Source organism: Rhodococcus sp. WAY2 (assembly GCF_009859915.1).
Taxonomy (GTDB): Bacteria; Actinomycetota; Actinomycetes; order Mycobacteriales; family Mycobacteriaceae; genus Rhodococcus_F; species Rhodococcus_F oxybenzonivorans.
In genome coordinates, this window is the sequence record NZ_CP046572.1 from 3,112,151 (window position 1) to 3,125,954 (window position 13,804).

General features: G+C 67.1%; 7 protein-coding genes (1 of these 7 only partly in view). 5 read left to right on the forward strand and 2 right to left on the reverse strand.

Going from position 1 to position 13,804, the window contains the following annotated elements; genetic code table 11:
* Window positions 1-8,196, forward strand: partial view of a non-ribosomal peptide synthetase gene (locus GFS60_RS14360; protein WP_159922141.1) — the final stretch only. 22,842 nt of this gene lie to the left of the window's left edge; 8,196 of the gene's 31,038 nt are visible here — the last part of the coding sequence; its start codon lies off the left edge, out of view; its stop codon occupies window positions 8,194-8,196.
* A gap of 205 nt (window positions 8,197-8,401) precedes the next feature.
* Here the strand turns inward: GFS60_RS14360 and GFS60_RS14365 are convergent, their stop codons facing one another.
* Both GFS60_RS14365 and GFS60_RS14370 read right to left on the reverse strand, forming a co-directional pair.
* Window positions 8,402-9,046, reverse strand: a complete 645-nt coding sequence (locus GFS60_RS14365) for a TetR/AcrR family transcriptional regulator (protein WP_159922143.1) — start codon at window positions 9,044-9,046, stop codon at window positions 8,402-8,404.
* 160 nt (window positions 9,047-9,206) lie between these two features.
* Window positions 9,207-10,637 (reverse strand): MFS transporter, encoded by a 1,431-nt coding sequence (locus tag GFS60_RS14370; RefSeq protein WP_159922145.1) that lies wholly within the window; start codon window positions 10,635-10,637, stop codon window positions 9,207-9,209.
* Between the two features lie 230 nt (window positions 10,638-10,867).
* On the opposite strand from GFS60_RS14370, the gene GFS60_RS14375 reads away from it, so the two are divergent.
* From GFS60_RS14375 to GFS60_RS14390, 4 genes are all read left to right on the forward strand, one after another.
* Entirely contained in the window at window positions 10,868-11,299 is a 432-nt protein-coding gene (locus GFS60_RS14375; protein ID WP_159922147.1) for an acyl-CoA thioesterase, read from the forward strand.
* Window positions 11,300-11,546: 247 nt separating this feature from the next.
* Window positions 11,547-12,380, forward strand: a complete 834-nt coding sequence (locus GFS60_RS14380) for a phytanoyl-CoA dioxygenase family protein (RefSeq protein ID WP_159922149.1) — start codon at window positions 11,547-11,549, stop codon at window positions 12,378-12,380.
* Between the two features lie 29 nt (window positions 12,381-12,409).
* A complete protein-coding gene (locus GFS60_RS14385) occupies window positions 12,410-12,811 on the forward strand; it encodes a RidA family protein (RefSeq protein ID WP_159922151.1) in 402 nt (133 codons plus the stop codon).
* Window positions 12,812-12,820: 9 nt separating this feature from the next.
* Window positions 12,821-13,804, forward strand: a complete 984-nt coding sequence (locus GFS60_RS14390) for a hypothetical protein (protein WP_159922171.1) — start codon at window positions 12,821-12,823, stop codon at window positions 13,802-13,804.

Consider the following 13,804-nt stretch of genomic DNA (forward strand, 5'->3'; position numbering starts at 1 on the left):
GGCGACGTGTGCCCCCCGGAGTTGGTGGCCCGCTGGGCTCCCGGGCGTCGCATGGTCAACGCATACGGGCCGAGTGAGGCGACGATCATGTCGTCGATCACCGAACCGCTCCGGGCGGGCGAACCGGTCACGATCGGCGGGCCCAGTCGCGGCGTGCAGGCACTCGTGCTCGACGGGCGGCTGCGTCCGGTGCCGGTGGGCGTGCCCGGGGAGCTGTATGTCAGCGGGCCGAGCCTGGCCCGCGGCTATCTCGGCCGCCCCGGTCTCACCGCCGATCGGTTCGTGGCCGACCCCTTCGGCGAACCCGGGGCACTGATGTACCGCACCGGCGACCTCGTCCGGTGGCGCGAGGACCGGGTTCTCGACTTCGTCGGCCGTACCGACCACCAGGTGAAAATTCGGGGCTTCCGAATCGAACTCGGCGAGATCGACGCCGCGCTGACCGCGCACCCGCAGCTCGAGTACGCCACCACGATCGGTCACCAGCATCCCAACGGGGACACGTCCCTCGTCGCGTACGTGCTGCCGTTCAGCGGCGAGGACGTCGACCGGGTGGAGGTGGCGAAGTTCATCGGCGAAACCCTGCCTGGGTACATGATTCCGTCGTCGATCACGATCCTCGACGCCCTACCGCTCACCCCCGCCGGCAAATTGGACCGTGGCGCACTGCCCGAGCCGGTGTTCGCCGCCGCGGACCGTCCCTTCGAGGAGCCCCGCAACCCGCTCGAAGTAATCGTCGCGGGTGTCTTCGCGGAGGTCCTGGCGCTGCCGGAAGTGGGAATCCACGACGGGTTCTTCGACCTCGGCGGCAACTCCCTGCTGGCCACGCAGGTGGTGTCGCGGATCAACGCCGCTCTCGACGTGCACGTCGGCGTCCGCGAAATCTTCGAAGCGCCGACGGTCGCGGCGCTCGCGGCCCGTCTCACCGAGTCCGCCCGCCACGGTGTGCGCCGCCCGCCGCTCGTCGCCGGGCCCCGCCCCGAGCACATTCCGCTGTCACTCGCCCAGCAGCGAATGTGGTTCATCAACCAGTTCGACACGGCGTCGCCCGCCTACAACCTCCCGATCGCGCTGCGGTTGACGGGGGAGTTCGACCTACCCGCGATGCGCGCCGCTGTCGCCGATCTGGTGGGCCGGCACGAATCGCTGCGCACCCTCTACCCCGACTCCGACTCCGGTCCCCATCAGGTTGTCGTCGACACCGCGGGCGCGGTACCCGACCTGACCCCGATTTCCGAGCATCCCGACGACGTCCTCGAGCGGGTAATCGACTTCGTCACGACCGGATTCGACGTCACCGCGGAGGTGCCGCTGCGCGCCCGCATCTACCGCGTCGCCGCCGACGACCACGTCCTGGTCATGGTGGCTCATCACATCTCCGGGGACGGATGGTCGCTCGCACCGCTCGCGCGGGACGTCATGCTGGCCTACACCGCACGGGCCGAGGGGCACGTGCCCCAGTGGTCACCGTTGCCGGTGCAGTACGCCGACTACAGCCTGTGGCAACGGGAACTGCTCGGTGACGAGACCGATCCCGAATCTCTTGCCAGTGAACAGATTACGTACTGGAAGTCCGCGCTGGCGGGGATACCGGACCGGCTCTCGCTGCCGACCGACCGCCCCCGGCCCGCGGTGGCCTCGAACCGCGGCGCGCACGTCACGTTCACGATCGACGCCGACACCCACACCGCGCTACTCGCGGTGGCGCGCCGTCAGAACGCCTCACTGTTCATGGTCATGCACACCGCCCTCACGGTGCTGCTGGCGCGGCTGAGCAACGACACCGACATCGCGGTGGGCGCACCCGTCGCCGGGCGCGGTGACCAATTCCTCGACGAGCTGGTCGGGATGTTCGTCAACACGCTCGTCCTGCGCACCTCGGTCGAGCTGGGTGGTTCGTTCGCCGACAATCTCGCTGCCGCGCGAGCAACGGACCTCGGCGCGTTCGCGCACTCCGACATTCCGTTCGAACGGCTCGTCGAGGTGCTGAACCCCGCCCGCTCCCGGGCGCACCACCCGCTGTTCCAGGTGGCGTTCTCGTTCCAGAACCTCGCCCGGACCGCCCTCGAACTCCCCGGACTGCACGTCGAGGGCCTCGACGTACCCAGTGCCGTCTCCAACTTCGATCTGCATCTGACATTGTCGGAAAGCTACGACCACGATCGGAACCCGGACGTGATCGAGGCGCAGTTCACCTATGCCACCGACCTGTTCGACGAGTCGACGGTGCAGTCCTTCGCGGACCGGTTCCTGCGGATTCTGGGATCGGTCGCCGCGGATGCCGATGTCGTGGTCGGTGGTATCGACCTCCTCGACGGCGCGGAGAAGGTGCGAATCCTCGGTCAGTTCAACGACACCGCCGCTGAACTGCCGGCCGCCACACTGGTCGACCTGTTCTCCGCGCAGGTCGCGCGCACCCCGGACGCGGTCGCACTGTCCCTCGGCGGCGTCGACGTGACTTATGCGGAGTTCGACCGCCGCGTCGGCGAACTCGCCCGGCACCTCGCCGACCGTGGGGTGGGTCCGGAATCGGTGGTGGGGCTGGCGATGAACCGGTCCATCGAACTTCTGGTCGGGATGTACGCCATCCTGCGCGCCGGTGGTGCCTACCTGCCGATCGACCTCACCCACCCCGCGGACCGCCTCGCCTACGTTCTCGACGCCGCGGCCCCGGTCTGCGTCCTCACGACGTCCTCGGACGGTTTCGTCGTCGGCGGCGTGCCCACCATCGAGATCGATGGGTCCTTCCTCGACACGCCGATCCCGTTCGACGCGCCGACGCTCGCGGCGCCGCGACCCGAGAACACCGCCTACCTCATCTTCACCTCCGGCTCCACCGGCCGGCCCAAGGGTGTCGCGGTACCCCATGCCGCCATCGTGAACCAGCTGCTGTGGAAACAGCATCGGTACCCGCTGGACATCACCGACGCCGTGGTCCAGAAGACACCGGTCACCTTCGACCTCTCGGTGTGGGAACTGTTCTGGCCGCTCGTCTCGGGAGCGCGATTGGTGATCGCCCGGCCGGACGGCCACCGTGATCCGGCGTATCTGGCCGACCTCATGCGCGAACATCAGGTCACCGCAGCGCCGTTCGTTCCATCCTTGCTCGAGGCGTTTCTTGCGACACCGGGTGCGGCGCAGCAGCCTGCCCTGCGACGTGTGCTGTGCATCGGCGAGGCCCTGCCCCCCGACCTCGCTGCTCGCTCCCGCAGCGCGTTCGGTTCGGCAGTTGCATTGCACAACCTGTACGGGCCGACCGAGGCCGCGGTGTCGGTCACCTCCTGGCAGCACACCGTCGACGATCGCGACAGCGTTCCCATCGGCACCCCCGCCTGGAACACGCAGGCGTTCGTGCTGGATGGGCGTCTGCAGCCGGTTCCGCTCGGGGTAGCCGGCGAGCTGTATCTCGCCGGCGACCAGCTGGCCCGCGGGTATGTCGCCCGGCCCGATCTCACCGCGGAGCGTTTCGTCGCCAACCCGTTCGGCGCGGCCGGCTCCCGGTTGTACCGGACCGGTGACGTGGTTCGCTGGCGCCTGCGCGGCACCGAGGGCGTGCTCGACTACCTCGAGCGCTCCGACTTCCAGGTGAAGGTGCGCGGATTCCGGATCGAACTCGGCGAGATCGAGTCGGCGCTGAGCGGATGCCCCGGCGTGCAGCAGGCCGTCGTCGTCGCGCATCAAAACCCGACGACCGGGACGGCTCTGGTCGGATACGCGGTGCCCGAGGATGGCGCGACCCTCGTCGTCGCAGACGTGCTGGCGGACGCGGCCCGTCGAGTGCCGGGCTACATGGTGCCCGCAGCGCTCGTCGTCCTGGATGCCCTGCCCCTGACCACCAACGGAAAACTCGACCGTAAGGCGCTGCCAATACCGGAATTCGGGACCGCGCACGACGAGTACCGGGCCCCGGAAACGGATATGGAGGCCGCTGTCGCCGCGGCATTCGGGGACGTGCTCGGGGTCGAACTCGTCGGCGCCGACGCGAGCTTCTTCGAACTCGGCGGCAACTCGCTGGTCGCCACCCGGGTTGTGGCGTGGCTGTCCGAAACCCTGGGACGCCGCGTAGAAATCCGCACACTCTTCGAGGCGCCGACGGTGGCCGGCCTCGCTGCGCTGCTCGAGTCGACGGAGAACGCCAACGCCGACCGTCCGCGCCTCGCACCGGCCGAACGCCCCGCACGCATCCCGCTGTCGTCGGCGCAGCGCCGGATGTGGTTCCTCAACCGGCTCGACCCGGACTCGGCCGCCGACAACATTCCGGTGGCGGTGCGCCTGTCCGGGTCCCTCGATGTCGACGCGCTGCAACACGCGGTCACCGACGTCCTCGGCCGCCACGAGTCGCTGCGGACGGTGTATCCGGATTCCCCGGAGGGGCCGCACCAGATAATCCTGCCCGTCGACCGGGTCGGGGGTGAACTGTCCGTGGTCAGCGCCGAAGAAGCGGAGCTGGCCGGGCTGATCGCCGCAGTGGCCACGACCGGGTTCGACGTCACCACCGAGGTCCCGTTGCGAGTGCGGATCTTCCGGTTGTCCGACACCGAGCATGTGCTGGCGCTCGTCGTGCACCACATCTCCGGCGACGGCTGGTCGATGGCACCGATGGTGCGGGACGTGATGACGGCGTACGCGGCCCGCTCGGCGGGTGCCGCGCCGCAGTGGTCGCCGCTGCCGGTGCAGTACGCGGACTACGCGTTGTGGCAGCGGGATCTGCTCGGCGACGAATCGGATCCGACCTCGCTGGCGGCGCAGCAATTGGCGTTCTGGACCCGCACCCTCGCGGGTGCCCCCGACCAGCTGAACCTGCCCACCGACCGGCCACGTCCGGCGGTGTCGTCGTACCGGGGTCGAAGCATCGACTTCCTCGTTCCGGCCGCCTTGCACCACGGCCTCCACCGGACCGCGCGGGACGCGAACGCCACCCTGTTCATGGTGGTGCATTCGGCCCTCGCGGTGTTGCTGAGCCGGCTCGCCGGGACGAGCGACATCGCGATCGGCACCCCGGTCGCCGGCCGCGGCGAGCGCGCACTCGACGACCTGATCGGCATGTTCGTCAACACCCTGGTGTTGCGACAGCAGGTCGACGGCGCACGCACCTTCGCCGAGTTCGTGGCAGACGTACGCGACACCGACCTGGCCGCATTCGCCCACGCGGATGTCCCCTTCGAGCGGCTCGTCGAAGTGATCAATCCCGCGCGGTCCACTGGGCGGCACCCGCTGTTCCAGGTGATGCTCACCTTCCAGAACCTGGACCAGGCAACCCTCGAGCTGGGGGAGCTGGCGGTGAGCGGTGTCGACCTCGACGTGGACCTGGCCAAGTTCGATCTGCAGCTGACGCTGATGGAACGCTTTGACGCCGACGGCCGCGCGGACGGGATCACCGCCCGGCTCACCTACGCCTGCGATCTCTTCGAGGAATCGACCGTGCACGTCTTCGGTGAGCGCTTCCTGCAAGTGCTCGCCTCCGCCGTCGACGATCCGGGTGTTCCGGTCGGCGACATCGACGTCCTCGGCGCCGGTGAACGGAAGCAGATCGTCGGCATCAACGCGACGTCGCACGACGTCCTGGCAGGAACCCTGCCGTCGCTCTTCGGTGCGCAGGTCGCCGCCACCCCGGACCGCACCGCCCTGGTTTTCGACGGGGAGGAGTTGACGTACGCCGAGTTCGATGCGCGCGCGAACGCGCTTGCGCGCCGACTGATCGAGCAGGGTGTGGGCCCCGAATCGGTGGTCGCAGTGGCCATGCGCCGCTCCGTCGAACTGCTGGTGTCGGTCTACGCCGTCGGAAAGGCGGGCGGCGCCTACCTTCCCGTCGACCCCGATCACCCGGCCGAACGCACGGCCTCGGTCCTCGCGACAGCGGCACCGGTGTGTGTGCTCGTCGACGGTGAGACCGTGGACACCGCGGTGCCGGTCATCGACATCGCCGCCGAGGATTTCACCGGATACAGCCGGGTCGCCGTCACCGACCGCGAACGGCTGGCACCGCTGTCGTCGGCGAACACCGCGTACGTCATCTTCACGTCAGGATCGACCGGCCGGCCCAAAGGCGTCGCCGTCACCCACGGTGCGATCGTGAACCGGCTGCTCTGGATGCAGCACGAATACGGACTCACCGCCGAAGACGTCGTTCTGCAGAAGACTCCGACCACGTTCGACGTGTCGGTGTGGGAATTGTTCTGGCCGCTACAGGTGGGCGCCGGCCTGGTGGTCGCCGCACCCGACGGGCACCGCGATCCGCGGTATCTGTCCAGGCTCGTCCGGGAACATCGCGTGACGACGATTCACTTCGTGCCGTCGATGCTCTCCGTCTTCCTCGCCGAACCCTCTGCCGCGCAGTGTGAGTCGCTACGGTTGGTGTTCTGTTCGGGTGAGGCTCTCACTCCGGAGCAGGCGCAGCGGTTCCGGTCGGTCAGTCGGGCAGACCTGCACAATCTGTACGGCCCCACGGAGGCGGCGGTCGACGTAACCTACTGGAACACAAGTGCCGCCGACCTCTACGCGGTGCCCATCGGGCGTCCGGTGTGGAACACCCAGCTCCACGTCCTCGATGCGCGGTTGCATCCGGTGCCCAATGGTGTGGTGGGGGAGTTGTACCTGGCTGGAGACCAGCTGGCGCGCGGCTATCTCCGGCGGCCGGACCTGTCGGCGGACCGCTTCGTCGCCAACCCCTACACGCCGGGGGCACGCATGTACCGGACCGGTGACCTCGTGCGACGCCGGGGCGATGGAGCGTTGGAGTATTTGGGCCGCAGTGACTTCCAGGTGAAGCTGCGCGGCCAGCGCATCGAACTCGGCGAAATCGAAACAGCCCTCGAAGCGCATCCGGACGTCAGCCAGGCGGTGGTGGTCGTGCACCGCGACTCGCGCGGGGACGAGGCACTGATCGCGTACCTGGTGCGAGGGCACTCACCGAGTTCACCCGACGTGCGCGCCCACCTGTCCACGCGGCTCCCGTCGTACATGATCCCGGCGCACGTCGTCGAGCTCGGCGCCCTCCCGCTGTCGGCGAACGGCAAACTCGACCGCGCCGCGCTGCCCGTACCGGAGCTGTCCTCGGCTGCCGTCGAATACGCGGCGCCTCGCACCGCGGCCGAGAAAATGGTTGCCCGCGTCTTCGAGGAAGTGCTCGGCCTGGAACGGGTGGGCCGCACGGACAACTTCTTCGATCTGGGCGGCAACTCGCTGATCGCGACCCGTGTCGCCTCCGCACTCGCCGATGAACTGGCAAGCGACTTCCCGCTCCAGTGGATGTTCAGCGACCCCACGCCGCAGTCGCTGGGGGAGCGGATCGCGAAGTCGACGGCGGACGGCGTCCTCGACACCGGTGCGTCCCTCGACGTCCTGCTGCCGATCCGCACCCGCGGAGCGGCGGAACCGCTGTTCTGCGTCCACCCCTTCATCGGGCTCGCGTGGAGTTACGCCGGGTTGAGTGGGCACCTGACCCAGGATCGGCCGATCTACGGGCTGCAGTCCCCGGCACTCACCGAGGACGAGGCGCCGCTCGCGTCGATCACCGAGTTCGCCGCGCGGTATGTGCGCGAGATCCGCTCGATTCAGCCACACGGCCCCTATCACCTGCTCGGATGGTCCCTCGGTGGCGTGATCGCCCAGGAAATGGCCGTACAGCTGCAGGCATCCGGCGAGAAGGTCCGACTCCTCGGGATGCTCGACAGTTACGTCGGGCTCGATCGCAGTGCGAGCGCCGAGAACCCCGCTACCGTGGCGGACCTCCTGGGCGGCTTCGGTCTCGAACTGCCCACGACGGGCGGATTCGACGAGCTCGCGCCGGACGGCATATTCGACGCAGAGCGAGCCGCAGCGCTCCTCGGGGCGATTGGGGGACCGCTGGCGAGCCTCACCGCGCCGCAACTCGCCCGTATCTACGCAAACGCGCAGCGGGCGCCGGAGCTGATCGATCGGCACCAGTCGCGGATGTTCGACGGCGACCTCGTATTCTTCACCGCTGCCCTGGACGACGGATTCCACATCGATCCGGTGACGTGCTGGAAGCCTCACGTCGGCGGCGACATTTACGAGCACCCCGTCGACGCGACGCACTGGACGATGACCACGCCGGAGGCGCTCGCGGTGATCGGGCCGCACCTCGCGACACCCGGTCCGGTGCGTGATGCCATCAGCGGACCCGATGGCAACGACCCCGACGACAGCGAGGAACGGCAGCCGTCCGTCCGCTAGGTGGACCGAGAGCGTCGCCCAAGTTCGATGTCAGTCGTCTCGACTTCGTGTCAGCGGCCGTAGCAGTTTCTCGAACTCGTGTCGGCAAGAATGTCTGAACCTGCACATTGGTGCAGGAAAGAGCGCTTCTCTCCCGAAGGGCGCCACCGGCAAGGTCCTCGAGCACGAACTGCGCCGAGGCTGAATTCGCTCCGGCTCACCGCCGCTACGGCGGAGAAATGAGCCGGATCACCCCGTCGAGTATCTGCTCGATCTTGTCGGCGCCGAAGTTGTGGGGCTCGAGGGGGGCGATGATCGCCAACCCGTCACCCATCGCCCCGATTTGATCGACGAGAATCACCGCGGATACGTCATCGCGGATCGTGCCGCGCCGCTGGCCTTCCCGGACAACATCGGCGAAGCGCGCACGATAACTCGCGTATCGCCGAGCGATGGTCTCCCGCAATTTCGCGTCGAATTGCGTATTGGCCAGCAGTTGCGACATCACATGGGAGAATTCCGGCTCCCCGACCGACATTTCCAGCCATTGCTGCAGCAGTCCACGGATATCTGCCTCCGGTGCGACGGCATCGAGCAGTGTGTCGTACCGGTCGAAGCGGCTTTCCGCGAGCGCGTGGACGAGGTCGCTCTTATTGGCGAAATAGTAGGTCACCGCCCCCGTCGTATATCCAGCGCGTTCGGCGACTTTTCGAAGCGACGCTCTCGCGAACCCCTGTTCGGCGATGACGCTGGTTGCCGCTCTGAGCAGCTCCGCCCTCTTCTCCTCGCGATCGCCTACCGGGCGCCCGGGTCCTCGCATCGGTCGTGCCGTGTGATCGGCACCACCCGGGTCGTTCGTCTGCGTCAGCATGGTCCCCATCATCACATCGCCGCCGCCCCGGATCGACCCGCGGGCATCTGCACGGTGCCGAACAGCGTTCCACCGCGGTTTCGGTTCCTGGCGACAACGGGCCGCCGGGCCTTTCCAGACCGGGCGGCCCGCGTGTACGCGACTGTGGTCAGTCGGCAGGTCACAACTCGCGCGCCGAGACTTCTTCCAACGATTTGTTGGCCGTCTTCGGGCCGAACCCGAACACTATGATCGCGGACACGATATACACCGCGGCTGCGCTGATCATCAGGCCCGACCGGTCGAGACCCCATTCGTCTGCACTGTAGATGGCGGCGCCGAGCACGCCTGAGAGAACGCCACCCAGTCGGCCGAGACTGAAAATGACGCCGGTTCCCAGACCTCGGGCCTCGGTGGGCATTGTTTCGGGAATGTAGGCGTAATAGACGGAGAACACGACACCGGTGAGAATGCCCGCGGCACCGCCCGCGATGGCGACCACGACATCGCTGGTAGCGAGCCCGAGCGCCAGGATCGGGAACGCCGAAGCCGTCGACGACCAGAGAATCAGCGTTTTACGCTCCATCCGGTCGATCAGCAACACGGTGACTAGTGGAGTGAGCGCATACACGAGTGACCAGACGAACTGGAGTGTGTAGGCGTCGGTCTCGGAGTATTGCAGCGAGTCGACCAACACATAGACCGACCAGTTCTGATACATGTAGAGCCCGAGCGTGGCGCCGAACCAGCCGAAGCCGACGACGGCGACCAGCCGAAGCATTTTCTTGTTTCGCATCAGTTCGCGCAAGGTGTATTGGGTGCCGGTTTCGATGCGTACGATGGGCTCCGGCAGCGGTTTACCCGCTTGCCGCGCAATGCCTTCGAGGCCGGCGACCTGTTTGTGGGCGGCGTCGAGATTTCCTTGGCCGACCTGCCAGCGCACCGATTCCGGGAGCAACAGGCGGATGGCGGGGGCGATCAGCAAGCCGATTGCGCCGAATAGGAACAGGTAGCGCCACGTTCCTGGCGCGCTGTTGGGCAGCATGTACAGCGACAGGGCGCCGAGGATGGGCGCGGTGAGGGTGAAGGCGATCGTGGCGATCGCGATGAAGCGTCCCCGCGATTTCGACGGGAACATCTCGGCGATGTACACGAGCAAGACCGAGGTCGCCGCCTGCACACCTATGCCGGTGATGATCCGGGAGACCAGGAGCCAGGAGTATTCGGGTATTGCCGCCGACATCAGTGAGGCGAGGGAGTAGACCACTGTCGCCCACACCAACACCGGGCGGCGACCGAACCGGTCGGCCAGTCGCCCGCCGATGAGCGCGCCGACGAGCATGCCGACGAAGAAGGCGCTGCCGATGGTGCCGATCTGGCCGGTGGTGAGATTCGCGTCGGATTGCAGTGCCGGTGCGATGTAGATGAAAAGCCCGTTGTCGTAGTACTCGATCATCAAATTGATCGCGATGAGGGCAATCCACAGGAGGTGTGGTTTCAGTACCGGGAGCCGGTCCAGTCGGGCGACGATGTCGGGTCCGTGCAGGGGTGGGCTGACACGGTCGGTAGTGCTGGGCTGCTGTGTCAAGGTGTGCTCACTGATGTCGATCACACCGTCGCGGTGTGATGGGGATGGAGGCGTCGATACGCGGGGGACGCCTGCGAGCGGAACGGTCTCCCTCGCCGGGGCTCCGGCCCCCTGTTCGGGTGACGCACGCCACATTATCGACTCGCCATGATTAACGCAACAGTGGTTATGTAAACTCCGAGTTGCCGGCCGCGGAGTCGGCTCGTCATGAGCCTGTCGGCGGTCGGGCCCTGAGAAGTGAGCAGGTGAGGTGGGTGGGCACATCGCAGGTCATCGGAATCCCGTTGCGTTGGAACGACGTCGATGCGTATCGGCACGTCTCGCACGTGGCCCTGGTGGCAATCCTCGACGATGGTCGGGGCCGCTGGCTCGACAGCGTCGTCGGCTCCCTGGTTCCGGGGTGGGGGTATGTCGTCGCCCGGCTCGAGCTGGACTTCCGGGCCCCCGCCTCACTCGGCGAACGGGTGCTCTTCGGCTCGTTCGCGGTGGAGCACATCGGCTCGTCGAGCATCAGACTGCAGGAGCGACTGACGACCGATTCGGGCACGGTGGTGGTCGAAGCTGTCAGCGTGATCGTCGCCTGGGATCAGGACCAGGCGGTCGGCCGCCCACTGACCGGTGCGGAGAAGGCAGCACTCGCCGAGCAATCGGCGTCCCTCAGCCCCTGGCTCGGCTCGGCGCCGTAACACCGTAAACGTGTGGGTGTCGGATTCGGGCCAGGTCGAACTCGCGGGCACCGGAGCCGATACCAGCTGTGAGCCGTCGCTTCGGTCCCGGCCAATCGCCGTTCAGATTCGGCTGCGTAGATCGTGCGTGATGTCGGCCGTGGAGCCCTGGGCTGCAGTGTGTTTCCTTTTACAAAACAGATGTTGTGCAAATGCCGTCTACCCGTTAGCGTGGTCTGCGTCACCCCCTAGGAATTAGGAGACTCCCATGATCGACGAATCCGTCAAGAAGGCCTTCTGGGAAGACGGCGCCACCGTTGTCCGCAACTTCCTCAACCCGGAACAGCTCGCGGAGCTGTACGAGGTCTTCAAGTGGAATGTGGCCAACCCGGGCCCGTTCGTCTTCCGTCGCCTCGACGGCACGAGCCTGCAAACCCACATCGACAACGCCAACCCGGCCGCGAAGGAACGGCTCGACGAACTGGTGACCCGGCTTCCGTTCGGCGAGTTCTTCGCCGAGCTGTGGGACTCCGAGCACGTCTGGTACTACGCCGAAGAGGTGTTCGTGAAGGAGAACGGCGCGAGCGGCCGCGGCCCATTTCACCAGGACACCTCGAACCTGCCGTGGGCGGGCCCGGACTGGGGCAACGCCTGGATCTCGTTCCAGCATGTCCCCAAGAAGAACTCGCTGGAAATCGTGCGTGGCAGCTGGAAGGGCATCGAGTACGACGGTGCCAGCTTCGCCAACGCCGACGACCCCACCGAACCGCTGTACGGCGACGGATCGCTGCCGCGGCTGCCGTGGATAGACAAGGACCTGGAAAAGGACCCGAACTCCTGGGATCTCGTCTCGTTCGAAGTCAACCCCGGCGACGTGGTGTTCCTGCACCCCCGCTCGCTGCACGGCGGCGCTGCGGTCGATGCCGATTGCCCCGATCGCCACACCCTGGTGCTGCGATTCTTCGGTGACGATGCAACGTTCCGCGAACTGCCGCAGTCGAACCCGCGCTACACGCGCAACGGCGTGCTGTTCACCGACGAGATGGCAAAGCTGAACGCAGGCGACCCGTTCCGCTCGCCGGTCTTCCAGCAGCTCGTCTAATCCATCCCAGAACAGGAGATCCTTTCCCGATGTCGAAGCGTCAGAACTTCAATCCCGGACCGCGTGCCGAGCGTTACCACAATGACCTGCACTTCTCGACGGCCACCCGCGTCGGTGACCTGATCTGGGTGTCCGGTCAGGTCGGCATCGACCCGGCCACCTCGGCGCCCGCCGACGGCATCGAGGCCCAGGCCCGGTTCGCGTTCGACGGCGTCAAGCAGGCCCTCGAAGCGGCCGGGTCCTCGATGGACAACATCCTCGAACTGCTCACCTATCACACCGATATGGCCCGAGACGGTGAAATTTTCGGCCGGGTCAAGGACGAATACATCAAGGAACCGTACCCGTGCTGGACCGGCGTCGGAGTCACACACCTCGCCCGCCCGGAGCTGCTGTGTGAAGTCCGCGTCATCGCCTACGCCAACGACTGAGGAGCGGTAATGAATTCGACGCAGTCACGCCGGGTCGGACTTTACGGAACCGGACGCGCCGCCGCCCAGCTCGTCGGCGCCATCGAGGCGAGCCCGCACACGCTGACCACTGCCATCGTCTTCTTCGACGAGCATGCCGGCCAGGACATCGGCACACTCACCGGGGGTCGAGCCGCCGGGATCACGGCGACCACCGACCTCGAGGGCGCGATCCGCTCCGGCGACTTCGACGTCCTGACCTACGCCGGCCTGAAAGGTGAAGTGCTGCACCGGGCGATGGAACTGTGCGCCGACGCCGGTGTCGACCTCGTACACGCCTGCTTCGTCCATCCCCGGGTCAAGCTCGATCCCGAGATGTACTCGCGGTTACAGAAGCGCGCCGAGGAAACCGGTGCGCGCATCGTCGGCACCGGCATGCTGCCCGGATTCTGGCTCGACGTGCTGCCTGCACTGCTGAGCAGCGCGCTGCCCGCGCCGGTCTCGATCGTCGGCGAATCCCGCTCCGACATCACCGCGTGGGGCCGAGGCGTCCTCGCCGACGAGATGGGTCTCGGCACACTCGCAGACGGTCAACCCGGTCCTGTGGGCGGGGTGCTGCAAGAATCCGCGGAGATGATCGCCGATGTCCTCGGCCTCACCGGGTACGTGTCGAAGGTGTACGGCGGATTCGTCACGGCGGACGCAGCCACCGAGGTGGCGGGCATCCAGATCAGCCCGGGCACCAGGGTGGGTTTCGACGAGGCCGCGGTAGTGGTCCACGACGGTCGTGAACGCATCCGCATCGCCTGGAAGGGACTGCCCAAGGGGTCTTTCGAAGGCTACGAGCGCTCCTTGACGGTCACCGCGATCGGGGGCGACGACTCCGAGTGCACCCTGAGCATCACCCCGGCACTCGATCCCTATCCGGGTACCGCCGCACGCATCGTGCACGCCGTCGGCGCGCTCGGTGCGCTGCCGGGCGGCCAGCACACCCCGATAGGGCTCGGTATCTGA